Source organism: Nostoc sp. PCC 9305 (genome assembly GCF_963920915.1).
In the GTDB taxonomy this organism is placed as follows: domain Bacteria; phylum Cyanobacteriota; class Cyanobacteriia; order Cyanobacteriales; family Nostocaceae; genus Nostoc.
In genome coordinates, this window is record NZ_CAWUDN010000006.1 from 80,228 (window position 1) to 106,751 (window position 26,524).

Consider the following 26,524-nt stretch of genomic DNA (forward strand, 5'->3'; position numbering starts at 1 on the left):
TAACTTGACAAAGATTTTGCCACAGCCACTACCAAATGTGGGGAGGGTATGATCAAATTGGGAATCTTATGCCTATTGAGTGCTAATATCTTGCACTCACTCTAGTAGACCGGAAGTATATTCCTAGAACCAGCACACACTTTGTATTAAGACATCGCTTGAATGATGTAATCAAAGTAAGGTGCTGCTTCAGCAGCGTCTTCCGCACTCAGTAAGCTAAGGGAAGCTGTTTTGAGGGAATTAATCGCTTCTACCATTCCAGGCACGGGAACGCCCAATGAATTGTACATTTCTCGCACACCAATCAAACCGATTTTTTCAATTGGCTCTTTGTCACCGGCAAGTACACCATAAGTAATTAGGCGTAAGTACCAGCCAAAATCACGGATACATAGAGAGCGTTGGCGTTCACCGTAAGCATTACCTCCAGGGGAGATAAAGTCAGGACGCTTCTGCCAAAGTTGTTTGGTTGCTTCTTGAACTATCTTCTTTTCGTTTTCGGCTAAGGTAGCCGCAATCCGCGTCCGTTGTACGCCGGTTTGCAAAAAGTCTTTGATATTTTTAAGTTCGCCACTGCTGGGATAACGCAGTTCGTCGTCGGCTTTGAGAATAACTTGGCTAATTACAGTCATGATTATTGAAATCACCTGAAATATTATCTGTTAGTTTAGCGAGTTGGAGGTACACAAGTGAAGGGATAGGAGCTACTTATGTATTGAATTTATCTATTTGAGGAGAGTGGGGAGTGAAGAAAGGAATAGGTAACAGGTTACAGGGTATAGATTATTCCCTGTCACCTGTCACCTATTACCTCTCCTCTCGTTCCAATGACCAATGACCAACGACCAATGACAAATGACTAAAATGATTTGGCAACAGGGTGAATTAATTGAAGTGACGATCGCTAACCTGAGCGATACAGGCGATGGTGTGGGACGCGCTGATGAACGTGTAGTGTTTGTCCCAGATACCGTACCAGGCGATCGCGCCATTGTCCGCTTAGTTCATGTTAAACCTAAATATGCCCACGGTAAGCTCCAACAGCTATTGTCTCCATCCGCCCACCGTATCCGACCCAATTGTATTGTGGCTGACAAATGCGGTGGTTGCCAGTGGCAGCATATTAATTATGATTACCAGCTAGTAGCCAAGCAAAATCAAGTCATCCAAGCAATGGAGCGCATTGGCGGTTTTATCCAACCACCAGTAGATCCGGTACTTGCTGCCACTTCTGCTTTCGGCTACCGTAACAAATCTACATATCCTCTCTCGCTATCGGCAACAGGACAAGTACAAGCTGGTTACTATCAAAAAGGTAGTCACCAATTAATTAATTTAAATCAATGTCCAGTCCAAGATGCGAGATTGAATCCCTTACTTGCCGAAGTTAAGCAGGATATTCAACAGCAAGGTTGGCAAATTTACGACGAACAGCGCCACCAAGGAAAAATTCGCCATCTCGGTTTACGCATTGGCCGACACACTGGAGAAATATTGCTGACTTTGGTGGTGAAGGACTGGAATTTATCAGGAATTGAAACCCAAGCCCAGGAATGGTTAAAGCGCTATCCGCAATTAGTGGGAGTGTCGCTCAATCGCAATAGCGATCGCACAAATGCTATCTTTGGATCGGAAACCCGTTGCATCGCTGGAGTACCCCACCTGCGTGAAAATTTTGCTGGACTGGAATTTCAAGTACGCCCAGATACATTTTTCCAAGTGTATACCGAAACAGCAGAGGCACTATTACAGATAATTCAATCAGAACTCAATCTTCAAGGGCATGAGTTCCTAGTTGATGCCTACTGTGGTATTGGGACTTTAACTTTACCCCTCGCCAAAAAAGTACGTATTGCTACAGGATTAGAAGTGCAACCAGCAGCAGTAGAACAAGCTATTTTAAATGCCCACCGCAACGGAATTGATAATGCAACATTCCAAGTCGGGGCAGTAGAGAAATTGCTTCCCCAAATGGGCACAATACCAGAAGTAGTAATACTCGATCCGCCACGTAAGGGGTGCGATCGCGCAGTCATAGATACTTTACGGCAATTGAAACCATCTCGGATCGTTTACGTCAGCTGTAAAGTAGCTACCCTCGCCCGCGACCTGAAATTGCTTTGTCAAGATGGGCAATATACCATCACACGGGTACAACCTGCTGATTTTTTTCCTCAAACTGCTCATGTTGAAACTGCCGCCTTTCTTGTGCTATCACATTTTGACAAGGGTAGTAATTCCTTCAAAAAAACTGAAATTTGAAAGTTTTAGTCTAGTGCATACTAAAGATGCTAAAATTGAATTAAGTCAAAAATAAAAATTCATTTTGTTTAAATAAATTCAAGTTGCATAGGTTCTTAAAAACATGAAGAAGATTGTGTAAATTATAAATCGGCAACTAACTAGGGTATGCCAATACTCTCTAGAATTAACAGCATATTCTTAATTTGCTGACTTCGTTATCAAAATTATTCCAGCCGATATATACCTAAACAATCCCAATTCATAGTTATAGAGCCAATGCTCCCTAGCATTTTCAAAATTTAGTTTTAAAGACGCAAGTTTGAAGGCAGCATGACCACCTCAAGTTTTATCAGGGTGACTGTAATAGCAAACTGATGTCTAGCTAACTGAAAGCTATGGGGTTTCTCTTGTGATTACTATTTCACTCCGTCCAGTTGGACGTTATTGGGGCACTATTAGTTTTGCCTCAACCCTCTACCTTTGTCCCATATTAGACTTATTGTTGGCAGAAATTCCAGCAAGATTACAAGCAGAACTGCGGCTAGGACTTCAAGAAGCCCTAGTCAACGCCGCTAAACATGGTAATAATCTCGATCCGAGTAAGACAGTTGTAGTTCGTTTTTCCGTAATAGATAATCAATATTGGTGGATAATATCAGACCAGGGTAGTGGCTTTACTCCTTCATCTACTATTAATGAAGAACCAACAGACTATCTTCCACCAGATGAGTCAGAAAATGGTCGTGGTTTATGTCTTCTACATCAAATTTTTGATCAAGTAGAGTGGAACCGTAAAGGCACAGAATTGAGGCTTTGTAAACAAATGCAAAATCGTCGGGGATTATCTCTGCGACGGTAGGGTAGTTAGGAGTTAAAAGTTAGGGGTTGAATAATAATTCATAACTCCTAACTCTTAACTTCTAACTTTTTCCGTGAGTCGGACAGGGAGGGGCAGAAATAGAGCGATCTAACCAACCAATTGCCTGTTCTAATCTAGCTTGAGCTTCTTGTGGCTGATTCTTTAAAAGATACACAATCGCTGCTGCCACTTGTTCATTAGCGCGGGAATTGCGGTTAGACTTGAGGCGATGCCAATCGTTAGGGGAAATGCTCAGTCTTTCCATGAGGGCTTGAGCTAGTTCCAGAGTACTAAGTTCATTCAGTTGACTGGTTTTAGGCAGCTGAGTAGATTGAGACATAATTATGAGTGCTGAGTGCTGAATATTGAGTGCTGAGTCAAAAACTCATAGTTTTAATTTTGACTATTGGCAGACTCGCCTTTAATCTTAGTTTACTACTTGTACATGAAGCCGTCTAAACAATCACAACCGCCAGGGGAAACTCCAGAACCAGATTTTGAACAAGAACTAGAGGAAGTAGAGCGATCGCTCCTATCCTTAAAAGAACGTTACGATCAAGTGCAACGCGATCGCCAACAACAGGCACAATGGCAACAGCGCCGCGATCAACTAAAGCACAATAAATCTCAGACACCAGAAATCAAAGCAGAGTTACGGCAAATTCAACGGCAGTTGGAAATGCTACAACTAAACTTAGAAAGCCAGTTATTTTCTTGGCGTAGCCTCAAAAAACCTTTCTGGCAAGTCGTCCGCTTTGGTGGAATGGGCGTTATCATAGGCTGGATATTAAAGTCTTATGCTGGGTAAATATGGTAAATCGACGGATTGCAGAAATATTGCGAAGTGGCCAACCTGATGAGTCCCTCCAAGTGCAAGGCTGGGTGCGGACGAAGCGTGAATCCAAAGGGTTTGCTTTTATTGAAGTCAATGACGGCTCATCGCTAGCTAATTTGCAAGTCGTCATTAATCAGGATTTGCCAGATTATGAAGCTATATTGAAAAAATTGAATACGGGTGCTGCTGTCGAAGCGACAGGGTTACTAGTGGCTTCTCTTGGGAAAGGACAGCGGATTGAGTTGAAAGCCGAGACAGTGAAAGTCTACGGTGAAGCTGATCCCGATACATATCCCCTGCAAAAGAAACGCCATTCCTTTGAGTTTCTGCGAACCATTGGACATTTGCGATCGCGTACTAATTCTTTTGGTGCAGTCTTCCGCGTCAGAAATGCTTGTTCGACAGCAATTCACCAATTTTTCCAAGAAAGAGGCTTTTTGTGGGTACACACCCCCATCATTACCGCTAGCGATTGCGAAGGCGCGGGTGAACTGTTTAGCGTTACCAGTTTAGATTTAAAGAATATTCCCCGCACACAAAACCAAGCAGTAGATTACAGCCAAGATTTTTTTGCTAAACCCACATATTTAACAGTTAGCGGCCAGTTGGAAGCGGAAGTGATGGCGATGGCGTTTTCTAACGTCTACACCTTTGGCCCTACCTTCCGTGCAGAAAACTCCAACACCTCGCGCCACCTAGCAGAATTTTGGATGGTTGAGCCAGAAATGGCTTTTTGCGATCTAGAAGGCGATATGGATTTAGCTGAGGCGTTTCTCAAGCACATTTTTAAATATGTGTTGGAAACTTGTCCAGAAGACATGGAATTTTTCAATGAACGCATTGATAAATCTGTGTTGGCAACAGCCGAAAATATTATTAATAATCAGTTTGAACGCTTAACTTATACAGAAGCCATCAAACTTTTAGAAAAAGCTGATGTCAAATTTGAATATCCTGTGAGTTGGGGTTTAGATTTACAATCAGAACACGAACGCTACCTAGCTGAACAACAGTTTAAAAAGCCAGTAATTGTTACAGATTATCCAGCGCAAATCAAAGCTTTTTATATGCGCTTGAATGACGATGAAAAAACCGTCCGGGCAATGGATATTCTCGCACCCAAAATTGGCGAAATCGTCGGTGGTTCCCAGCGTGAAGAACGTTTAGAAGTTCTAGAACGCCGTGTATTAGCTCAAGGGTTAAACCCAGAAGACTTGTGGTGGTATCTAGATTTGCGTCGTTACGGTACTGTCCCACATGCCGGTTTTGGACTAGGTTTTGAACGATTAGTGCAATTTATAACGGGTATGGGAAATATTCGTGATGTGATTCCCTTTCCGCGTACACCCCAAAGTGCTGAGTTTTAGCATGATGTCAGCTTTGAAGAAGCCAAAACTGTCTTCAGCAATTCTCTGGCAGTCATTTTTGATGATGAAGCGCACTCTTTGACAAACTACATACCGACGTAGAACGCCGATATGTAGTTTGTCACGAAAAACATGACATGAGCGCCTAATGCACCGCTAAATAATATAGTCTGTGGCTATTTGCTAAAGCTGTAAATTTGTTGTGTCTCCAAGCGATCGCTAATTGATGAAGGCAGTGTACCATCCGCGAATGTCTGGCGATCTAATTGGACTTGTAAATTACTCAAAGGATCGCAACCAGAGGAAATTAGAAATTCTAATTTCTGGATGTATGGCAAAGTTGCTAGGTTGTCCAGAATTTGGAAGATTGCCTGTATATAAGGATGACCACTCTGCTGATACCAATCACAGCTAGCAACTTTTGCCTGATCGAAACCCAAGTGTACTGTTAAAGATGGCTCGTCAAATATAGCGATCGCTAAGGGACGCGCTTCTTCTTGCAACAATAGATCGTTAGTTTTCGCTAAGTGTCGCAGTTTCTCTAAGCGTTCATAACGTTCCGTCACAGCTTCCGGGTCATCTTGCCAGTGGATTGCTACTGTTACTAGATAAGTTTGTAACAGCATGTGACCCAGCTTTTTCGCCTTTGTTGCTAGATAATAGGAATTGTAGTCGTTTGCCTCAATTAACAATGGCACGCGATCGACTACTTCCAACCCATAGCCCTTAACTCCAGCAATTTTGCGGGGATTGTTAGTAATTAAACGAATCTTTTTAATGCCCAAATCCATGAGCATTTGTGCCCCCATACCGTAGTCTCGCAAGTCAGCTGGAAATCCCAAACGCTCATTTGCTTCTACTGTATCTAGTCCCATATCCTGCAACGAGTAGGCTTTCAGCTTGTTAATCAAGCCAATTCCCCGCCCTTCTTGACGCAGGTATACAACTACACCTTGACCAGCAGATTCAATCATTTTGAGTGCGGCTTGCAACTGCATCCGACAGTCGCAGCGCAAAGAACCCAAAGCGTCACCAGTTAAGCATTCTGAGTGCATCCGCACCATCACTGGCTCATCTTTAAAATTAGCTGGGTCGCCCTTGACAATTGCAACGTGTTCTGTATTATCCAGAGTATGGCGATAGGCGTAAATTTCAAACTGACCGAATTGACTAGGCAATTTAGTAATAACTTCACGATAGACTAGGCGATCGTGTTTTAGGCGGTAACTGATTAAATCCGCAATACTAATAATTTTTAAATTGTGACGTTTCGCGTATTCAATTAACTGCTGCAACCGTGCCATTGAACCATCGGAGTTTTGAATCTCACAAATTACCCCCGCAGGGTATAGCCCTGCTAGCCGAGCTAAGTCCACAGCAGCTTCCGTATGTCCTGCGCGTTTGAGTACGCCTCCAGCCTTAGCCCGAATGGGAAAAATATGACCAGGACGACGTAAATCGGTGGGTTTTGTCGCTGGATTGAGAGTAACCTGGATAGTTCGGGCGCGGTCTTCTGCTGAAATGCCTGTGGAGACACCTAATTCTGGCCCGGCATCAATACTGACAGTAAAGGCAGTTTGGTTAGTATCTGTAATATTGCTTACCATCAAGGGTAAGTCTAGCTCGTCTAGGCGATCGCCTGTCATTGCCAAACAAATTAGTCCTCTTGCTTCCACCGCCATAAAATTAATCATGTCGGGTGTGGCAAATTGGGCAGCACAAATTAAGTCGCCTTCATTTTCTCTATTTTCATCATCTACCACTACAATGACGCGACCTGCTTTTAGGTCTGCTAAGGCGGCATCAATCGAATCAAAATTAAAAGCTTGGGTAGGATTAGGCTGTGACACAGAAAGATTTCCAGCTATAAACGTAAATTTTTTTAACAATTTCTTCTTTTAGATTGTAGCTCCTTTATAAGGCAGAGAAGTAGACTAGCAATGATTTGATAACGGGGCAAAAATTTTTGCCATAAAAAGTGGCGATCGAGTGGAGCGACAGTAAAAGATGAAGGATGATGAGGAAGAATAATAATCGTTTGTTTGCTCGCCCATCTTCCCAGAACAAAATAGAGGGGTTTAAGACGTTTTGTGCGCTGTGCGTCTGGTCGCTGATATTGTTGATAGCTGAGAACGAATTAACCATTCATGGGATAAGGATTTCAGATCATGGGCAAATTTAGACGCGTACCGGTTGGGATTGTTGGCGCGTCGGGCTATGGTGGAGTGCAGTTAGTACGACTACTGATGGATCACCCAGAAGTCGAAATGGTTTATTTAGGAGGTGAGAGTAGTATCGGGAAATCCTTTGGGGATCTCTACCCACATCTGGCTCATGCAACTAACCTGCTAATAGAAGCGGTAGACCCAGAAATAATTGCTCACCGCTGTGAAGTAGTTTTCCTGTCTTTACCAAATGGTCTGGCTTGCCAAATCGCACCCAAACTGTTGGAAAAAGGATGTAAAGTACTAGATTTAAGTGCAGACTATCGATTCAGTGATTTGACAACTTATACCAATTGGTATGGTACAGAGAGAAGCGATCGCACAATTGCAGCTACAGCAGTTTATGGATTACCAGAACTTTACCGCGATCGCATTGCCGAAGCTCAACTCGTTGGCTGTCCTGGTTCCTATCCCACTGCTAGTCTCCTTGCACTTTCGCCACTCTTAAAGCAAGGTTTAATCGTACCAGAAACAGCTATTATCGATGCCAAGTCTGGCACATCTAGCAGCGGACGACAGCCTCAAACCAACTTATTACTAGCTGAAGCAGACAACTCCATAGCAGCTTTCAACGTCGGTTGTCACCGTCATACCCCAGAAATTGAGCAAATTTGCAGTGACTTAGCTGGTCACGAACTCATGATCCAATTTACGCCACATCTTATCCCAATGGTACGGGGTATTTTGGCAACGGTATATGCCAAAATGAGCGACCCCGGTTTAGTGCGAGATGACTTAATCACAATTTTCTCAGCCTTCTACCGCAACTCTCCTTGGGTAAGAGTCTGCGGTAGCGGCGTTTACCCGCAAACAAAATGGGCTAACGGTAGCAATCTTTGTTACATCGGTGTAGAAGTTGACCCACGGACAGGTCGCGTAATTGTCATGTCAGCAATTGACAATCTAATTAAAGGACAGGCGGGCCAAGCTATTCAGTGTCTAAACCTGATGATGGGCTGGGATGAAACCTTGGGGTTGCCCAAGTTGGGGTTTTATCCATAATTAGGGGAAAGGGTACAGGGTACAGCGTAGAGAAAATACCTATTCCCTATTCCCTATTCCCTATTCCCTATTCCCTATTCCCTACTTCGGCCCTAACCCTACAGCACCAGCATAAACGGCGCGATCGCCTAGTTCATCTTCAATTCGCAGCAAGCGATTATATTTTGCTACGCGTTCGCTGCGACACAGAGAACCTGTTTTAATTTGACCGGCACGGGTTGCTACAGCTAAATCAGCGATCGTTGTATCTTCTGTTTCACCAGAACGATGGCTAATTACTGAACGGATACTATTGCGAGTTGCCAAATCAATTGTTTCCAAGGTTTCGGTGAGTGAACCAATTTGATTGAGTTTAATCAAAATGGCATTAGCGGCTTTTTCTTGAATGCCTCTTTGCAAGCGAGTGGCGTTAGTTACAAACAAGTCATCCCCTACCAACTGCACCCGCGAACCTAACTTCTGAGTCAGCAATTGCCAACTTTGCCAATCTTCTTCGTGTAAGCCATCCTCAATTGACACAATAGGGTATTGGTCAACTAGTTGTCCTAAATAATCAATAAATTCAGCTGGAGCGTGAGGTTTACCATCGTAAACATACTGACCATCCTTGTAAAATTCGCTAGCCGCCACATCCAACGCCAAAGCGACTTGTTCCCCTGGTTTGTAACCAGCTTTCTTAATGGCAGCAACCAGCAATTCCAAAGCGACCTGATTTGACTCTAAGTTAGGGGCAAAACCACCTTCATCGCCCACACCAGTAAGCAAACCCTTCTCATCTAATACTTGACTGAGGGTAGCAAACACCTCTGCACCCCAGCGCAATGCTTCCCGGAAGGAAGTTGCGCCAATTGGGACAATCATAAACTCTTGAAAATCCACGTTATTTGAGGCGTGTGCGCCACCGTTAATCACGTTCATCAACGGCACTGGGAGCAAATTCGCTAAAGGGCCACCCAAATAGCGATATAGAGGAATATCTAGAGATTCAGCACCTGCTTTCGCCGCTGCTAAGGAAACCCCCAAAATTGCATTAGCCCCCAAACTGGATTTGTTAGGAGAACCATCTATGGCGATCATCGTGCGGTCTAGGAGTTCTTGGTTGAGGGCATCTAAGCCTAGTAATTTTGGTGCAAGTGCTTCTCTGACGTTTTGTACTGCCTTGAGTACACCTTTGCCCCCATAACGGCTTTTATCGCCATCACGAAGTTCGTGGGCTTCAAAAGTGCCAGTAGAGGCACCACTGGGAACTTGCGCCAGTCCGACAACACCGTTAGCTAAATGCACTTCGGCTTCAATTGTCGGTCTACCGCGAGAATCAAGAATTTCACGGGCTGCGATCGCCTCAATGGCAGTATCTAGAAATTTACTCATCTGTACTTTATCCTTTATTCGAGTGTGTTACGCATCCAGTCCAGTTGCCTAACCCAATCGCTAGCATAGGCGGTTAAGAGACTTTCTCGGCTGAGATTAAAGAAGATTTCCATTATAGAGATAGTGAACAATGCCAAAAATGGGTAATTGTTTATTCTGTCCTTTCGGCTTTTAATTCTTTCTGTGACGGCATTTTTACCTTAAGACTTTGAGCTAGGTAAAATGTTTGCAGAGAATAACACTAGATCGATTACAGAGAAAAGGTCAATATGCGATTACTACACACAATGCTGCGGGTGGGCAACCTTGAAGAATCCTTAAAGTTCTACTGTGAAATTCTAGGAATGAAACTGCTGCGCCGAAAAGATTATCCGGGCGGAGAATTTACCCTGGCTTTTGTTGGCTATGGCGACGAAAGCGACAACTCGGCGATCGAACTAACCTACAACTGGGGCGTGGAAAAGTACGAATTGGGTAATGCTTACGGTCACATTGCCCTTGGCGTTGATGATATTTACGCTACGTGTGAAGAAATTCGCAATCAGGGCGGTAAAGTCGTGCGCGAACCAGGGGCGATGAAACATGGTTCGACGGTAATTGCTTTTGTGGAAGATCCAGATGGGTATAAAATTGAACTAATTCAACTGGGAACCCAAGGATCGGCAGTCAAACAGGAATTACAAGAGCAACTTGTGAGTCAGTAATTTTTATCAGGGATTTCCGAAAAATTAGTTATCCGGTAGGGTGGAATGTCATTTATTTAAGCTAGATTCAGATCCTCGACTTCTGCAAAGAAGCCGGGAATCTGAGTAGCAACTTGTGCTTAAGAGCCATAGGAAAATCCACACAGATGTCTTAAAAAGTTGAGCTAGAAAGAGATTGATTCTTCTGGCACACTGTCATATGGTGTCAGTAAACACAGAAGACGCGCTAGACTTTTCCCTTTTTGAGCGGGTTAGGGGATCTCCTCTACGTAAATCCTATTAGTATTACCCCAATACTGTCTTTGATGAACAACATTAATAGCGAAGTCGAATAGCCCGTCGTAGATATGGCTCCAATAACACCATTGGGGAAAGTCTGCTCATAACAGTGTTTTCGTTTTAAATTAGGAAATAGGCAATGGATTAAACTATCATCAATTGCCAATCCAAAATTGCCACTGGAGATACACGCGGATATACGCTGAGAATGTTTGGATAATTATCTGGGTATTAAGGAGTAGGGTTACAACCACTCCCCACTCCCTACTCCCTTTAATAATCCCCAATCCTTAAACTAAAAATCCAAATTCCAAAATTATAAAGATGCAACCTACAGATCCAAATAAATTTACTGATAAAGCCTGGGAAGCAATTGTTAAATCTCAGGATATAGTCCGTGCTTATCAACAACAGCAACTAGATGTTGAACATTTAATTATTGCCCTGTTAGAAGAACCCACTAGTCTAGCAATACGTATCCTGGCTCGATCTGAGGTCGATCCAGTCCGCTTGCAGCAGCAGCTAGAAGCCTTTACCCAACGCCAGCCCAAAGTTGGTAAAAGCGATCAGCTTTACCTTAGCCGCAATTTAGATATTTTACTAGACCGAGCCGAGGAAGCTAGAGCTAGGATGAAAGATTCCTACATTTCCGTGGAACACATACTTTTGGCCTTTGCTGAAGACGATCGCATTGGACGAAAAATTCTCAAAGGCTTTAGCGCGGATGCACCTAAACTCGAAGCTACGATCAAAACTATTCGCGGTAGCCAAAAGGTGACAGATCAAACCCCAGAATCCCGCTATGACGCCTTACAAAAATTTGGCAGAGATTTGACAGAACAGGCAAAAGCTGGAAAACTTGACCCGGTAATTGGACGGGATGACGAAATTCGGCGGGTAATTCAAGTATTATCTCGTCGTAGCAAAAATAACCCCGTACTCATTGGTGAACCTGGGGTAGGTAAAACTGCGATCGCAGAAGCATTAGCACAACGGATGGTAAACGGTGATGTTCCTGAATCTCTGAAAAACCGCAAGTTGATCTCGTTAGATATCGGCAGTTTAATTGCTGGAGCAAAATTACGAGGTGAATTTGAAGAACGCCTAAAAGCGGTTCTCAAGGAAGTTACTGAATCTAACGGTGACATTGTTCTGTTTATTGACGAACTGCACACCGTAGTCGGCGCAGGCTCTACTCAACAAGGGGCAATGGATGCGGGAAATCTGCTCAAACCAATGCTGGCGCGGGGAGAATTGCGTTGTATTGGCGCAACTACCCTCGACGAGTTCCGCAAACACATTGAGAAAGACGCTGCTTTAGAACGTCGCTTTCAGCAAGTATTTGTGGATCAGCCAAGTGTGGAAAATACTATTTCCATTCTGCGGGGATTGAAAGAACGCTACGAAGTGCATCACAACGTCAAAATTTCTGATTCGGCTTTGGTAGCAGCAGCAACCTTGTCAGCACGTTATATTAGCGATCGCTTCTTACCAGATAAAGCTATTGATTTAGTAGATGAAGCGGCAGCACAGTTGAAAATGGAGATTACCTCCAAACCAGCCGAATTGGAAACCATCGATCGCCGCCTCATGCAGTTAGAAATGGAAAAGCTGTCATTAGCTGGCGAAGAAAAGGGTACTCCCCAAACGAAAGAACGTTTAGAGCGCATTGAACAAGAAATTGCCAATTTAACGGTAAAGCAGCAAATATTTAATGAGCAATGGCAAGGTGAAAAGCAGATATTGGAGGCTATAAGCGCCTTAAAGAAAGAAGAAGATGCGCTGCGAGTGCAAATTGAACAAGCAGAACGCGCCTACGATCTAAATAAAGCTGCCCAACTCAAGTATGGCAAATTGGAGGGAGTGCAGCACGAGCGCGAAGCCAAAGAAGCGAGCCTTTTAGAAATTCAAAACCAAGGTTCCACGTTGCTAAGAGAACAAGTTACTGAATCCGACATTGCCGAAATCGTCGCAAAGTGGACAGGAATTCCCGTCAATCGCTTGTTGGAATCGGAACGACAAAAATTACTGCAATTAGAAAGTCATTTGCATCAACGAGTCATTGGGCAAGAAGAGGCTGTAGAAGCAGTAGCAGCCGCAATTCGCCGCGCCCGTGCGGGGATGAAAGATCCCTCTCGTCCCATTGGTTCATTTCTGTTCATGGGCCCCACAGGCGTAGGTAAAACCGAACTCGCTCGTGCTTTAGCTCAGTTTCTCTTTGATTCTGATAATGCATTGGTGCGCTTGGATATGTCTGAGTATATGGAAAAACACTCAGTTTCTCGGTTAGTGGGAGCGCCTCCAGGATACGTAGGCTATGAAGAAGGCGGCCAACTTTCCGAGGCGGTTCGCCGCCGTCCTTACTCAGTGGTGCTGTTGGATGAAGTGGAAAAGGCGCATCCCGATGTGTTCAATATTTTATTGCAGGTGTTAGATGATGGGAGAGTTACTGACTCTCAGGGGAGGACGGTAGATTTTCGTAACAGCGTTATTGTGATGACCAGTAACATTGGTAGCGAACATATCTTGGATGTATCTGGTGATGATTCCAAGTATGAAACAATGCGGAAGCGAGTAATGGATGCTTTGCGATCGCATTTCCGCCCGGAATTTATCACCCGCGTCGATGATATTATTCTCTTCCATACCCTCAATCGTACGGAAATGCGGCATATCATCCGTATTCAACTCAAGCGGGTAGAAAATCTCCTCCGCGAGCAAAAAATCTTCTTTGAGATATCCCAATCTGCTTGTGATTATCTTGTCGAATCAGGCTATGACCCAGTTTACGGTGCCCGCCCACTCAAACGGGCAATTCAGCGAGAAGTAGAAAACCCCCTTGCCACCAAATTATTGGAAAATACTTTTATCTCTGGAGACACCATAATCATTGATAAAAATGAAACCGGTCTGTCTTTTAGCAAAAAAGTGCTGGTAAAGGTGTCATTACCACAGATTGCTACATAGCACCTGGCGTCTCCCCTTCACTCAACGGGACGTACGCAAAGGGCTGTAGGGAGAAGACCAAACTAGCTTGGATACACAAACGAAGTCTAAGAATAATTGAGGGTTTGAAACCCACAGATGTGAGTAAACCCCGTAAGTTGGGGTTTACTCACATCCTTGTAACATTAATGTAACTGCGTCTTACATATATGATGCCTAGTAGCTTCTGCCAGAAGGTACGCAAAATTAGTACCTTCTGGCAGAAGCTTGCTTGCCGTTAAAGGTGGTAATGGGATTTACGCCAAGGTGTACTAATGAGTAATTAGTAATTAATCAAAGCAATGTGAACAACAAGATTCCTGACTTTTTAATTAAAGAAGTCAGGAATCTAAGCTGCACATCTGATTATTTTGCATCTAACTGATATCTTTCCTTTAACATATGGGTATTATAAGCCTACTCTGCTAATAACATCTTCATAAATTTGCCTTACAATAAAACACATTTACGCAAATATACTGTGAGGTAATGCTCTTATTATTTACCAGACTCAAACTAAATAATTCTGAAAAAATCAGTGTTTTCCGGATAAAATGAACAATCCATAAATGATATAACTTTAATAAATTATCTTTTTTATAACTACTTTATTTGGAAGTTATTCAAGCCAAATAAAATAATTAGATAAATATCATCTGATTTAATGCCTGTAAGAATACTTTATAGGCATGAGTGAAAACTTTGAATAAATAGAAAATTCGCTATAATCCACTTGATCGGGAAGCAGATATGTCTAGAAAACGTCAGATATTCAAGGTAATTCAAAAAACCTTCAGACAAATTAGCAAGCAGATTTTATCTGCAATTAATAAGCAACTTATTTGGCTTTTACGAACTATCTCTGGTACTCAAAAAAGACGCGGTTCGGTTAACTCTGGCTTTGTCTTGCCAACGGTAGCGATGGTAATTTTGGTAGTCGTACTATTAACAACTGCAATTTTATTTCGGTCTTTTGAGCGTTCTAAAAATGCTAGTAATGTCCGCGTGAATGAAGCGACAATGCAAGCTGCTACCCCTGCGTTAGATAGGGCTAAAGCCAAAATAAGTGCACTGTTTGCCGACCCGACTTTACCACGTTCTGTACCATCAAATCTAACCCTATACAATACCTTAGTTAATAAACTTTCTGTCTATACATTTGGTGATGAAACTCCTATAACTCTGGCTTATAACCTTAATGGTAATACTACAATTGAAGCAACTAGTAGTATGGCTTTAGAAAATCAAGAAAACATACAAACAGCCTGGAAATTTCCTGCCGATACAGATAATAACGGTAAATTTGATAGCTTTATTCTCTATGGTATCTACTTCCGCACTCCCCCCCAAACTGTTCCACTCCGAAAGAGAAGTCCACTAGATGCTAGAACCCCTCCTATGCTACCAGCTAAGGCAGGTGGAGCTTGTGACGTAGCTGGTGATACTAGCGCCAGCTTAGTAGGTAGTTCGGGTTGGTATAAGCTACCAACTGGCGAATTGAAAAAAAGCTTTTTCGTATATGCAGTCACGGTTCCCATTAGTGATATTGCTCAAGCGACTTCTCTCGATACAACCAAATATGAGAAGTATCGAGGTAATAAGGGCTTCTCGGCATTAGAAATGCAACAAGATCGTAGTCAAGTTTCTATTACTAATAATGCCGTTGTCTATGAAGATGACTTAGATATTACGCCAGGGCCTAGATTCCGTCTAAATGGACGCATTTTTACCAACAGTAACTTATTTACTGCTAAAACTAGTGAAAATATAACTCTATTTCAGGTCAGTAGTAGATATTCATGTTACTACGAACGAGAAAATAGCAAGATAGTTGTTGGTGGTAATATTGCAACTAGTGGCCCAATCAGCACAAGTAATACAGGTGGAACATATGTAGATTTATTTGTAGAAAATGGTGCGCCTACTACAAATAAAACTTTAGCATCTACTAATAAAACCACTTCAAATAACTCGAATGACATTGCCTATAACACTCAGGCTTATGCTCAACGTATAGACTTATTAGTGAAGGCACAACTTAACAATGCTGCTACTACTGACCCTCAAGAAATCAGAACTAATATAACCAACCGGATTCTAAACGATCCAAGTTTAGATGCGACTAAAGTACGTAAGGAAGAATTAGAAAACTGGTTTCGTAAGCGGACTAGGCGTGTACCATTTAAAGAAGTTCTTTATGGTAATTCTGCTATTGAAAAATCTACTGGTGTCGATTACACCACAGCAGATGCAACAACCTTTATGAAAGGTTCTGTTAATACGCTACGTCCAATGGATGCCTGGATTTATCCAACAGATACTAATACAACATTAACACTAGATACAGCGCAACTACCTACCAGAGATCCAGATGTTGTAGATAATACTCCCGTAATAGAAACAGAGTTAGGCGATCGCATCGTAGTAGGCAACAACCTGCCTGAACTTATATGGGATGCCACAAAAGGAGACTTTGTAGGAGAGAATGATCCCCAAACCATCAGTCCTGCTGTGAAGTGGACAGGTAGTACTACCAAAGATCGAACTCGTAGCACTCGCGTCAGACAGTTATCAGATTTAGGGGTAACAGGACGTGATGGTTTTTGGGAAATTTCAGCCGCTTCACCCCGGTCTAATCCCCTTGATGTGGTCGGTGGACTGAGGGTAATTACAGGTGCAGGAATATATACACCTACAGGTTCTGGACTAAGAACAGCACTCATCCAACCTACTCTTCCAACACGAGGAGGAAAGCCTGAACTGGTTGACGATCCAAGCACGTCGGCAGTCAACGAAAGTTATGGCACTGTAGTCTGGCCTGATACTATGCCTATGGTTGTACCCGATCCGACCGATCCTCTGAATGCAAGTAAACAAAAACGTGGTGATTTAGTAATGCGTGCCACGGTGGTGTATCACTACAATTTTAATTCCTACAATCCTCAGGCGAGTACACCAGACGATTATCAAACACCGATGGCCTGTGTAAGTAGCTACTACAATCCTACCAATCAGGCAACAGCAACTACAAACACCTATAATCCCCTTGATTCGACAACAGTAGCAGCATCCAACAATGGGATTGTTTATGCTGCTCCTGCTACTGCATCTGATGGTATAACTAGAGGACAAGCAGTAGATGCCAATGGTTTTTTTACACTTGGGGCTAATGCTGATGATGTGACTAACACTGGTGTAACTTTGCTAAATCGTTTGAAATATCAAGCTAACTTGGTATTTCCCAATGGCCGCCTTGTGAATCCTCTACTACGGCAAGCACTGGCAAAAGCAACTACCACTAAACTCACTCTCTCTGAGCAATCAGCAATTGACTCTACTATCTGTGCAATACAGATTGCTGATGGCACTCTGTCTCGGAGTACTACCTACATTCCTGATGGCGCAATCAAAGAAACTGCATTTCTTGATGCCCGACAAATTAAGGCTATAGATAAAGGTGGTACATTAACTGGAAACTACAATCTGGAAGTTGAACAGCGTCAGCCTCTAGAAATTCGTGCTACTAGTATAAATTTAGGTCAGCTTCGCACACAAGCAATCGGCGCTGCATCGGATAACGAATATCTATTGCCCAATAGCGGCATTATCTATGCCTCTCGTGACGATGCTCAAAAAGATCGCAGTAACCCAACTAGTGAAAATATCAGCGCTAGTGACTACAATCTCGATCCAGAACGGCGACCTAACGCCATTATGTTGATTAATGGCAGTAACTTGAGTCGCCAGACTAATTACAGAGCAGAAGAAAAAGGCTTAATTTTAGCAACTGAGCTACCAGTGTATGTTAAAGGCGATTTTAATCTGCACACTAAACAAGAATTCAAAACCCCGGATCTTTTACCTGCTCCCAGCGCTGCTACCTACGATACTAAATTTTACACTCGTGCTGCGGCAAATCGCGATCCTGACTTTGCTTGTCGGCCTAGCGACCCTAGACTACCAAATTGCACAACAGGCGAAACTTGGCGACCAGCATCAGTAATTGCCGATGCTGTTACCTTGCTCTCTGGTAACTTCCGTGAAGGTTTCCGCAATGAGGGTGATTACGACTTGCGAAATAACCAAGGGAGCGATCCTAACGTCGTACTCAGCCGACTGAAGGTAGGTTTCTGGAATAACAACTTTCTCACTTCATCTAAATTCTTGACTGACTCTGGTGGTGATACCTACTATACAGGTACTCCCACTTCTAGCGACTCAGTAAACAATAACAGTTCTTACGTGAACAACTTCGTCACGCCCATTCAGCGTCGAGGAAGTTTCCCAGAGTATGTAATGGAGATGTGTTTCAAAATACCAGTTTCAACGTGTCAACCGAGTGACTGGTATGTGGGTTTAGATAGTGATAGTAATACAGGCAATGCTCTAGACCTAAACACAGAAATCCTAAAAAGGTCTAGTGAAGTAGTTGGTGCAGATCCCAACAGACTCTTAGCTGGTACAACTGCGCGATCGGCAAGGACTGGTTTTGAAGGATTTGCTCGTAGGGTTGCGTTCAAAAGGAAATACACACCAACGAGCGATCCTGATTTCGGTAAGCTTGTTAATATTAGTAACGGTGCCATAAATTATACTACCGCTACTCCCATTCCACTAGGTATTGGAGCGGGTGCAGTAGCAGAATTTCCGGTACTTATCACAAGTGGTGCGGTAGACTCTGCAAGTCCCATGCCTGACATAGCGAGTAATGCCCTATGGTTTGCAACCACAATAAGTACTTCTCCTAGTCCACCACAGTCCACACTGAGCGAGATCAAATACAACAACAGCAATCGTGTATTTTACAGATACCCCAAACTACCAGCTTCTGGTTCTGTTAGAGATTTTCCTGGAGATACAAGCGCGTCATTATTCAACCCTGCTTCACCCGCCAGAGATGCGACATATCAGCCGCTATTTGAACCTGTATTGCAATTACAACTAACAACCGCAACACCTACAGCAACTACTACTCAAAATTACGCTGCTTTAGCAGGATCATCTAGTCTCGTTAAAAACACTAGATGGTTGTCTCAGGCAAGTGCAACAACTTTTAATCTAGTTGTTGCTGCTGGTGATACTCCGGCTCGTGTGGGTTCAACTACCTACGAAATCAATGGGGGTTTGCATAACTTTGTGCGTTTCTTAGAAAACTGGGATGTGGTTGATGCCAATATCAACGGTTCATTCATCCAATTTAAACGCAGTATCTATGCTAGCGCACCATTCCAAGTTCTCGTCAGATCAGGTCCAACAACTGCTCCTGCAACCACTTCTGACCCTAATGATACTAGCACTCTTAACCTTGCTAAGAATAACAGTATCTTTTACAGACTTCTAAATTCTACAAGACCAGGTTATACATCAGATAGTACTTCTATCGGTGTTAATGGTACTGGGGAAGCGCCTTATTATATGGCTCCTAACCGTAACTGGGGTTTTGATGTGGCGTTATTGGCGCAAAACCCTGACTTGTTTGCCCAGCGCTTTGTAACTCCAGCAGCAGATCCTCCGAATGAATACTTCAGAGAAGTAGGCCGCGATGACCTTTGGGTGAAAACTCTGTTGTGTGCTGTCCAAGATGAAAATGCGAATGCAGGGAATGGGTTTGAGGATGCGCCCAGCGCCTACTTTGGCACCATCGTCTCTACCCCTGTTACTACCCCTCCGGCCCCTGACCGCAAGTTCAAATTTGCGCTACCTGCAACTGAACGTCCTACTAGCTGCGAACTCCAACCATCCTAAAGTGTTTGAATGAGAGTTTTTACATCACTTTTCGGGTGAATAGACCACGTTAACAGACCTAACCCCCTAGCCCCCTTACCTAACCCTCTTCTGTCACTCTCCGGGAGGGCGATCGCTAGAAGCCTTATGAGGCAATCAATACAAGCTATACTATTAGAAAAAATGGGTCTTGTATTTACTATTAGAAAAGAATCGCGCAATCGCTTGCTATACAAAAGCTCTAGATTTTAGAAAAGGCAAATGTTTTCGGAGAGTGACAGAAGAGGGCTAATAGGGAAGGGGGAAAATTTAAAGCCTCTCCCCCATTAGGCTACGGTGTACACACAAGTTTGATTACCTTATTCCACGTCATTTCGATCCCCCCTCTAACCCCCCTTAAAAAGGGGGGAACTAGAATCAAAGTCCCCCTTTTTAAGGGGGATGTAGGGGGATCAAACCACATTCTGCACTTAGTCAAGAGATGTGTGTACACCGTAGCCCATTAGGGGAGAGGTTTGGACAGAGGTTAAGAATGTATTACACCCAATCGCAAATTGCTGTAAAACATAGCCTTCTTGAGGAATTGAGTATGAACCCACGCCAACTACAAGAATTATCTAGCCAGTCTAACGAGTCAGGTTTTACGATCATTGAGTCGCTTGTGGCGATCCTCGTGGTTGCCGTTTTGCTGGTAGCGATCGCACCTGTCCTAGTAATGTCAACAGCAACTCGCGTGCAAGCCAAACGGGTAGAATTGGCAACAGGAGCGGCTAAAGCCTTTATTGATGCTCTTAAGTCTAAAACAATCTCAGATCCGACAATCACCGTTACACTGGCTGCTAGCACAACTAGAAATGTATCCAGTTCAAGTAGTGACTATTTATTGAGTAGTACGTCAGCTCCTAGTGCTAGCACTGGTTTGTATTGCTTTAACAAAAATGGCAGCCTTGCTAATCCCAACTGTACTAGCGATCTATTTTACATTCAGGCTATTCGCGTTGCTGTCACAGATAGCGACGCTGATAAAGGTCAAGGCTATCGTTTGGGAGTCCGGGTATATCGTTCAGATGCTGAATTTGGTTCTTTAACTGCGGGTAGCAGTGGAAAAACAGCAGCAACATTCACAGGGGGACTAGGCAATCGCAAAGCACCACTAGTAGAAATGACAACTGAAATTGTCAGGGGTCAAAGTTCGTATAGCGCTTTGTGCGATCGCCTTGGTGGTTGTCAACCATAATTAACCCGTTAAACATAAATAATTTCATGACTCAGTATCAGTCATTAAGGAGAATCTGTAGCAAAATGAATATATTGAGGTGGCTGTTAAGTACTCAGCTAAAACCCTCTCACAAGCAAAACAAAAATAGTGGTTTTACCCTGATTGAATTATTGGTGGCTATGCTCATTGCATTTTTAGTAATTACGCCGTTACTAAGTTTTATGATCAGTATTTTAAATACTGATGGTCAGGAACAAGCCAAAGCAAACTCTGAGCAAGAAATTAAAGCTGCACTAGATTATATTACTCGCGATCTCCAACAAGCAATATATATATACGATGCTACTGGAATTGCTTGTCTAAGCGGTACTGTTGATGCTAGTACCAATAACACTTGCCCAAATGCAAGTACAACTGGGAATCAACTACCTAACGGAACAGATAAAGTTCCTGTGCTTGTTTTTTGGAAACGAGAATTAATTAATCAAGCAATTACAATTACAGGCACTCAAAAAGATGATACTTTTGTTTACTCATTAGTTGCCTACTATTTAATTAAAGATACCAGCACTACTTGGTCTAACGCTGCACGCATCGCTAGATGGGAAATTAAAGATGGCGTTCCAAATACTGCTGCTACAGTGACTTGCCCTGGATTTACTGCAACCGACAAATATCTCCCATGTCCAGATAAAGGCTTTAAACCATTTGACTTGTCACAAAAGGGCATAACGTTACAAGCAAAAATGAATAGTTGGACAGGAGGGGGGAGTTACACTCAAGATCCCTTAGTTTTAGTTGATTTTATAGATCAAACAACAATAGCACAGGGAGCGCCAGCAGCAACATGCTCTACTAACTTTAGTCAAGTTCCAGTAACAGCAACTAGTGTTAGAACAGGATTCTATGCTTGTATAAGTTCAGTTAGCACAGATAATAGAAGTGCTGCGGAAGTTTATTTAAGAGGTAATGCACAAGCTCGTTTAATACAAAATGATGAAACTAAAGTACGTTACGCGCAGAGCAAATCTAGTTATTTTCCGAGTGCAAACATTAAGGTTCAAGGAAGCAGCTTTATCTTTACCAAATAGCTCCTATCTTTGACAAATATTAATAAAAGCAGGATAGTATGCCGAATATTCCTAGTTTAAGAGTATTAAATTATTTCCAGTTGCACAGCCGAGAAACAAAGCTAAAGCAGCAATATTTAGCAAATAGACCCTTTACTGATGGCTACAAGCAACAAGATGCTGGATTTAGTCTTATAGAGTTAATAGTAGTACTGCTGTTAGTAGGAATTTTAGCAGCGATCGCAGCTCCTGGTTGGGCTGCCTTTGTAAATCGGCAACGGATAAATAAAGTTAACGACGCCGTTTTCGCTGCATTGCAAGAAGCACAACGCGAAGCTAAAATCAAAAAACTTAGCTACAGTGTCAGTTTTCAGAGAAATAGCACAACCCAAAATGTAGAGGTTGCTATTTATCGTACCGATGCTCTGAGCGGTACATGGACATGGAAACCTTTAGGGGCGGATGTAGGAGCCAATTCTGATAAATTTCTGCTAGGTGCAAATCTCAGTGATGAAAACATTGTCAATCCTACTGATTCTACTGTAAAGTACTACCCTACTTTAAGTACGCCAACAAAAATTACCTTTGACTATATGGGGACTTTACCAAAGGCAAACTTTGGAACAGTGCCAGCAGGTACAGAGCCACCTGGGATAAAAATAGTGGTAGCTGTACCAAGCTCTGCAAATCCTGCGTCGGCTAGTAGCGTAAAGCGATGTGTCATTGTAAAAACTCTCTTAGGCTCAATGGTGACAGCAAAAGATAATAATTGCAGTTAAGTAATTTAAATACCAATATTTGTTTAAAAATACGTAATATTGCTGAACATAAAACTGCACGTTGATAGCAAAATTGAAACATCATGTGCAGTTTTAATATTTTATAGAGTTATTTAAGAGCCATTGATAAATTAGCCATTGCCTGAACATAATAAAAAGCGTCATCATTAAAATATACTTTTCGGAAAATGACTGAGAACCTTGACTTTACTGTAGCTATCCCAACTTATAACGGTGAAAGTCGTTTGCCTGAACTACTAGAACGACTGCAAAACCAACTTAACACCGAAAATTTATCTTGGGAAATTATAGTTGTAGACAATAACAGCACTGATAATACAGCTAAAGTTGTTCAAACCTATCAAAAAGATTGGCGATGTCCTTACCCTTTAAAGTATTGCTTTGAATCAAAACAAGGCGCAGCTTATGCTCGAAAAAAGGCGGTTTTAGAAGCTAAAGGTAGATTCATAGGTTTTTTAGATGATGACAACTACCCAGTATCACATTGGGTAGTTGCAGCTTATGCTTTTGGTGAAAAATATCCCAAAGCTGGAGCTTATGGCAGCCAAATTCACCCAGACTGGGAAGTAGAACCACCGGAAAACTTTAAGCGAATTGCTCCATTCTTAGCAATTACAGAGCGGGGAAATCTACCGCTATTATATGAAGCATCTAAAAAATTGCTACCCCCTTCTGCCGGACTTGTTGTCCGTAAACAAGCATGGTTAGAAAGTGTACCAGATAAGTCTATTTTAACTGGTAGAGTTAAAGGCAATATGCTTACCAGTGAAGATTTAGAAATGTTGTCTTACATCCAAAAATCAGGATGGGAAATCTGGTACAACCCAGAAATGGAAATAGCACACAAAATACCAAAATTGCGTTTGCAAAAAGATTATTTGATTCCATTTTTTAGAGGGATTGGACTTAGCCGTTGTGTAACGAGAATGATAAATATAAAACAAATATATAGACCATTTGCTCTTTTATCTTATATGATAAATGACTTGCGTAAAATTACGTTACACTTACTCAAATATCGAACTAATCTGAAAGATGATTTGGTAGCTGCTTGCGAAATGGAACTTTTTTTAAGTAGTTTTATTAGTCCTTTTTATCTTTGGAAAAATGGATACTTTAAAAAATAAATTATTAAAATATTAGGCATTATGACTGAATTAAGATCTGAAAACTTAGATATTAGCGTAGCCATTCCTGCATACAATGGAGCAACCCGTTTACCTAAAATTTTGGATAAGCTATTAACCCAGACAGGAGTAGAACAACTTAGCTGGGAAATTATTATTGTGGATAATAATAGTTCTGATAACACGTATGAAATAATTCAAAATTACCAAAAAATATATGATGGAAACTGTAATTTAAGATATTTTTTAGAACCAGAACAGGGAGCAGCTTTTGCCAGATTGCGAGCAGTACGTGAAGCGAAAGGACAGCTAATCGCATTTTTAGATGATGATAACTTACCTGCTCCTAATTGGTTATCAGAAGCATATAGCTTTGGATTAGAACATCCTCAAGCAGGTGCTTGGAGTGGACAGATTCATGGTGATTTTGAAGTAAATCCACCAGAAAATTTTGAAAGAATTCAAGCTTTTTTAGCTATCAGAGAACATGGTTCAAATCCATATTTGTTTGACGCAGATAATTTAAGACTTCCTCCTGGTGCGGCGCTTGTTGTTCGGAAACAAGTATGGCGTGAAAATGTACCACAGCGGCCTAATTTAAGTGGAAAATTGCCTGGTATTTTGGTACAGGGTGATGACTATGAACCATTGCTTTATATACATTATGCAGGCTGGCAGATTTGGTATAATCCTACCATGCACACTTATCATCAAATACCACGCTGGCGACTTGAGAGAGATTATCTCTTAACTCTGGCACGCGGTTGTGGCTTGTGTATTTTCCAGTTAAGCTTGATAAATACTAAAAATTGGCAAAAACCAATAGTGTTTATAAAAACTATTTTAGGGAATTTACGCCGAGTATTAAAGCACCGTATTCACTATAGAGGGGAATTGAAAAATAATTTAATTGCACTTTTTGAAATGGAATTTTACTTAGCTAGTATGATGAGTCCTTTTTACTACTTAAAATCTAATTTGCGCAAAGGATTAAAAAATAAATTAGCCCTATAAAATGATTAATTATAGTCAACAGTTACCGAAAATTTCTGTAATTATCCCCGCCTATAATAGTGAAAATACTATTTATCATACAATTCAATCTGTTCTAAATCAAACTTTGAGCGATCTAGAATTAATTGTAATTAATGATGGTTCAGAAGACTCAACTTTAGATGTTGTTACACAAATTCAAGATCCCCGAATAAAAATATTTTCCTATACCAATGCTGGCGGAAACGTTAGTCGTAACCGAGGTTTACAGCTTGCAGTTGGAGAATTTGTTAGTTTCTTAGATGCGGATGATCTTTGGACAACTGATAAGCTTCAGTCTCACTTAAAGGCTCTGCAAGAAAATGCTACTGCGACAGTTGCTTACAGTTGGACTGATTATATCGATGAAAATGGTGAAATAGTACTCTCTGGTACACACGTTACAGCCAATGGAGACGTTTATGAAAAGTTATTGTTGACAAACTTTTTAGAGAATGGCTCCAATCCTTTGATTCGTAGAGAAGCTTTAATCAAATTAGGTGGATTTGATGAATCTCTAAGTGCTGCTCAAGATTGGGATATGTGGTTGCGATTAGCTTGCCAGTTTGATTTTGTATGCGTACCATCTGTACAAATATTGTACAGAATAAGTGCTAATTCCGTTTCTTCTAATCTTATAAGGCAAGAGCAAGCTTGCTTGCAGGTGCTTGAGAGAGCATATAAGAAAAGACCTTTAGCACTTAAGAGTACTTGGAATCTAAGTCTGACAAATTTATATAAATACCTGACATGCAAAGCCTTACAAAAGCCGTTTAATCGACAAAAAGCTTTAACTGCCGCTAAATTTTTATGGAATTATATTCTGAATAATTCTTCAAGACTTCAGCGGATAAATTTTACTTTAAAATTATTATTAAAAATTTTAATAATCATTTTAATGCCTACATTGCTCGAAAATATTACTAACCAGCGCGAAGTAAAAAGCTAAACCAATTGAAAATTTTTTAACGGCGAGGTAGCTGAAAAACTCTCAGAATAAAAATGGATAGCCTGGTGCATCTACCCTCTTTAGTTTATGTAAAAAATCTCTTAAAGAATAATCATTCTAACAGTGGTTTTACCTTACCAGAGATGTTAGTAGTTATTGTATTAATTGGTATATTAGCTACGATCGGAATATCCAATTGGCTGGCTTTTGTGGAGACTCGCCGTCTCAACACTACCCAAAATGAGGTTTATTATGCTTTGCGCCAAGCGCAAAGCCAAGCCACTAAAGATAAATTGACTAGGCAAACCAGTTTTCGCATACAAAATGGTGTTGTGCAATGGGCAGTTCATCAAGCAGAGGCAGGACAATTTATTTCTGATGCTGTTAAAAATAATAGCAACCTATGGCATAACCTTGAGCCAAATATTGGCATTGATGAAGAGGAAAATAATAAAGGAAAAAAGGAGACAACTTTACTAAAACATCCTTCACAGCAAATGTGGCGAGTTTTATTTAACTATCACGGTTGTCCGATCTCTGAAATTGGAAATCAGTGTACAGTAGGCGGATTAGGACAGATAACATTCTACAGCTTGAATGGTGGTAAAGCTAGACGTTGTGTCTATGTTTCTACAATTTTGGGGGCTATGCGGACGGGAAAAGATCATGCTAGAGCCAACGAAAACGACAAGTATTGCTATTAAGATATTTTTAGTTGTTAAACAAGGTATT

19 protein-coding genes are annotated in these 26,524 nt (G+C 41.8%); 15 read left to right on the top strand and 4 right to left on the bottom strand.

The window, feature by feature from the left end:
- Positions 1-146: 146 nt before the first annotated feature.
- The gene (locus tag ACM0OX_RS04070; RefSeq protein WP_094348587.1) at positions 147-632 is read right to left on the bottom strand and encodes an allophycocyanin subunit alpha-B; all 486 of its coding nucleotides are present in this window, start codon (positions 630-632) and stop codon (positions 147-149) included.
- Between the two features lie 223 nt (positions 633-855).
- Here ACM0OX_RS04070 and rlmD point away from each other — a divergent pair, with 223 nt between their 5' ends.
- Together rlmD and ACM0OX_RS04080 are read left to right on the top strand one after the other, a co-directional pair.
- Positions 856-2,262, top strand: coding sequence for a 23S rRNA (uracil(1939)-C(5))-methyltransferase RlmD (rlmD, locus tag ACM0OX_RS04075; RefSeq protein ID WP_414513263.1), 1,407 nt, complete (start codon positions 856-858; stop codon positions 2,260-2,262).
- A gap of 391 nt (positions 2,263-2,653) precedes the next feature.
- The gene (locus tag ACM0OX_RS04080; RefSeq protein ID WP_414513264.1) at positions 2,654-3,103 is read left to right on the top strand and encodes an ATP-binding protein; all 450 of its coding nucleotides are present in this window, start codon (positions 2,654-2,656) and stop codon (positions 3,101-3,103) included.
- 61 nt (positions 3,104-3,164) lie between these two features.
- Here ACM0OX_RS04080 and ACM0OX_RS04085 read toward each other — a convergent pair whose 3' ends face one another.
- Positions 3,165-3,443: a DUF6439 family protein gene (locus tag ACM0OX_RS04085; protein ID WP_094328229.1), complete on the bottom strand. Its 279-nt coding sequence runs from the start codon at positions 3,441-3,443 to the stop codon at positions 3,165-3,167.
- Between the two features lie 105 nt (positions 3,444-3,548).
- Between ACM0OX_RS04085 and ACM0OX_RS04090 the strand changes: the two genes are divergently transcribed.
- Together ACM0OX_RS04090 and asnS are read left to right on the top strand one after the other, a co-directional pair.
- Positions 3,549-3,911 (top strand): hypothetical protein, encoded by a 363-nt coding sequence (locus ACM0OX_RS04090; protein WP_414513266.1) that lies wholly within the window; start codon positions 3,549-3,551, stop codon positions 3,909-3,911.
- 2 nt (positions 3,912-3,913) lie between these two features.
- Positions 3,914-5,305: an asparagine--tRNA ligase gene (gene asnS / locus ACM0OX_RS04095; RefSeq protein ID WP_414513267.1), complete on the top strand. Its 1,392-nt coding sequence runs from the start codon at positions 3,914-3,916 to the stop codon at positions 5,303-5,305.
- A 176-nt stretch (positions 5,306-5,481) separates the two neighbouring features.
- Here the strand turns inward: asnS and ribBA are convergent, their stop codons facing one another.
- On the bottom strand, positions 5,482-7,155 hold the full coding sequence (ribBA, locus tag ACM0OX_RS04100) for a bifunctional 3,4-dihydroxy-2-butanone-4-phosphate synthase/GTP cyclohydrolase II (protein WP_414513269.1): 1,674 nt from the start codon (positions 7,153-7,155) through the stop codon (positions 5,482-5,484).
- Between the two features lie 318 nt (positions 7,156-7,473).
- Here ribBA and argC point away from each other — a divergent pair, with 318 nt between their 5' ends.
- On the top strand, positions 7,474-8,532 hold the full coding sequence (gene argC / locus ACM0OX_RS04105) for an N-acetyl-gamma-glutamyl-phosphate reductase (RefSeq protein WP_414513271.1): 1,059 nt from the start codon (positions 7,474-7,476) through the stop codon (positions 8,530-8,532).
- A gap of 81 nt (positions 8,533-8,613) precedes the next feature.
- On the opposite strand, the gene eno is transcribed toward argC, so the two are convergent.
- A complete protein-coding gene (eno, locus tag ACM0OX_RS04110; protein WP_414513273.1) occupies positions 8,614-9,903 on the bottom strand; it encodes a phosphopyruvate hydratase in 1,290 nt (429 codons plus the stop codon).
- Between the two features lie 269 nt (positions 9,904-10,172).
- On the opposite strand from eno, the gene gloA reads away from it, so the two are divergent.
- The 10 genes from gloA (at position 10,173) to ACM0OX_RS04160 (ending at position 26,496) form a co-directional block, all read left to right on the top strand.
- Positions 10,173-10,607, top strand: coding sequence for a lactoylglutathione lyase (gloA, locus tag ACM0OX_RS04115; RefSeq protein ID WP_414513275.1), 435 nt, complete (start codon positions 10,173-10,175; stop codon positions 10,605-10,607).
- 603 nt (positions 10,608-11,210) lie between these two features.
- A complete protein-coding gene (gene clpB, locus ACM0OX_RS04120; protein WP_414513277.1) occupies positions 11,211-13,853 on the top strand; it encodes an ATP-dependent chaperone ClpB in 2,643 nt (880 codons plus the stop codon).
- A gap of 768 nt (positions 13,854-14,621) precedes the next feature.
- Entirely contained in the window at positions 14,622-19,616 is a 4,995-nt protein-coding gene (hpsA, locus tag ACM0OX_RS04125) for a hormogonium polysaccharide biosynthesis protein HpsA (RefSeq protein ID WP_414513278.1), read from the top strand.
- A 511-nt stretch (positions 19,617-20,127) separates the two neighbouring features.
- Positions 20,128-20,832 carry a hormogonium polysaccharide secretion pseudopilin HpsB gene (hpsB, locus tag ACM0OX_RS04130; protein ID WP_414513280.1) on the top strand — a complete coding sequence of 235 codons (705 nt, stop codon included), beginning with the start codon at positions 20,128-20,130 and terminating at the stop codon, positions 20,830-20,832.
- Positions 20,833-20,897: 65 nt separating this feature from the next.
- On the top strand, positions 20,898-21,905 hold the full coding sequence (gene hpsC, locus ACM0OX_RS04135; RefSeq protein ID WP_414513282.1) for a hormogonium polysaccharide secretion pseudopilin HpsC: 1,008 nt from the start codon (positions 20,898-20,900) through the stop codon (positions 21,903-21,905).
- Positions 21,906-21,943: 38 nt separating this feature from the next.
- Positions 21,944-22,663 (top strand): prepilin-type N-terminal cleavage/methylation domain-containing protein, encoded by a 720-nt coding sequence (locus ACM0OX_RS04140; RefSeq protein ID WP_414513284.1) that lies wholly within the window; start codon positions 21,944-21,946, stop codon positions 22,661-22,663.
- A 188-nt stretch (positions 22,664-22,851) separates the two neighbouring features.
- On the top strand, positions 22,852-23,811 hold the full coding sequence (gene hpsE / locus ACM0OX_RS04145) for a hormogonium polysaccharide biosynthesis glycosyltransferase HpsE (RefSeq protein ID WP_414513286.1): 960 nt from the start codon (positions 22,852-22,854) through the stop codon (positions 23,809-23,811).
- Between the two features lie 21 nt (positions 23,812-23,832).
- Positions 23,833-24,825 (top strand): hormogonium polysaccharide biosynthesis glycosyltransferase HpsE, encoded by a 993-nt coding sequence (hpsE, locus tag ACM0OX_RS04150; RefSeq protein WP_414513287.1) that lies wholly within the window; start codon positions 23,833-23,835, stop codon positions 24,823-24,825.
- Between the two features lies 1 nt (position 24,826).
- On the top strand, positions 24,827-25,792 hold the full coding sequence (locus ACM0OX_RS04155) for a glycosyltransferase (RefSeq protein ID WP_414513289.1): 966 nt from the start codon (positions 24,827-24,829) through the stop codon (positions 25,790-25,792).
- A gap of 53 nt (positions 25,793-25,845) precedes the next feature.
- Positions 25,846-26,496: a Tfp pilus assembly protein FimT/FimU gene (locus ACM0OX_RS04160; protein WP_414513291.1), complete on the top strand. Its 651-nt coding sequence runs from the start codon at positions 25,846-25,848 to the stop codon at positions 26,494-26,496.
- Positions 26,497-26,524: the final 28 nt, after the last annotated feature.

Excerpts from the sequence above, each read along its gene's own strand:
- ACM0OX_RS04070 (WP_094348587.1), bottom strand. The coding sequence starts at position 632 with ATGACTGTAATTAGCCAAGTTATTCTCAAAGCCGACGACGAACTGCGT.
- rlmD (WP_414513263.1), top strand. The coding sequence starts at position 856 with ATGACTAAAATGATTTGGCAACAGGGTGAATTAATTGAAGTGACGATC.
- ACM0OX_RS04085 (WP_094328229.1), bottom strand. The coding sequence starts at position 3,443 with ATGTCTCAATCTACTCAGCTGCCTAAAACCAGTCAACTGAATGAACTT.
- ACM0OX_RS04090 (WP_414513266.1), top strand. The coding sequence starts at position 3,549 with ATGAAGCCGTCTAAACAATCACAACCGCCAGGGGAAACTCCAGAACCA.
- asnS (WP_414513267.1), top strand. The coding sequence starts at position 3,914 with ATGGTAAATCGACGGATTGCAGAAATATTGCGAAGTGGCCAACCTGAT.
- argC (WP_414513271.1), top strand. The coding sequence starts at position 7,474 with ATGGGCAAATTTAGACGCGTACCGGTTGGGATTGTTGGCGCGTCGGGC.
- eno (WP_414513273.1), bottom strand. The coding sequence starts at position 9,903 with ATGAGTAAATTTCTAGATACTGCCATTGAGGCGATCGCAGCCCGTGAA.
- gloA (WP_414513275.1), top strand. The coding sequence starts at position 10,173 with ATGCGATTACTACACACAATGCTGCGGGTGGGCAACCTTGAAGAATCC.
- clpB (WP_414513277.1), top strand. The coding sequence starts at position 11,211 with ATGCAACCTACAGATCCAAATAAATTTACTGATAAAGCCTGGGAAGCA.
- hpsA (WP_414513278.1), top strand. The coding sequence starts at position 14,622 with ATGTCTAGAAAACGTCAGATATTCAAGGTAATTCAAAAAACCTTCAGA.
- hpsB (WP_414513280.1), top strand. The coding sequence starts at position 20,128 with ATGTATTACACCCAATCGCAAATTGCTGTAAAACATAGCCTTCTTGAG.
- hpsC (WP_414513282.1), top strand. The coding sequence starts at position 20,898 with ATGAATATATTGAGGTGGCTGTTAAGTACTCAGCTAAAACCCTCTCAC.
- ACM0OX_RS04140 (WP_414513284.1), top strand. The coding sequence starts at position 21,944 with ATGCCGAATATTCCTAGTTTAAGAGTATTAAATTATTTCCAGTTGCAC.
- hpsE (WP_414513286.1), top strand. The coding sequence starts at position 22,852 with ATGACTGAGAACCTTGACTTTACTGTAGCTATCCCAACTTATAACGGT.
- hpsE (WP_414513287.1), top strand. The coding sequence starts at position 23,833 with ATGACTGAATTAAGATCTGAAAACTTAGATATTAGCGTAGCCATTCCT.
- ACM0OX_RS04155 (WP_414513289.1), top strand. The coding sequence starts at position 24,827 with ATGATTAATTATAGTCAACAGTTACCGAAAATTTCTGTAATTATCCCC.
- ACM0OX_RS04160 (WP_414513291.1), top strand. The coding sequence starts at position 25,846 with ATGGATAGCCTGGTGCATCTACCCTCTTTAGTTTATGTAAAAAATCTC.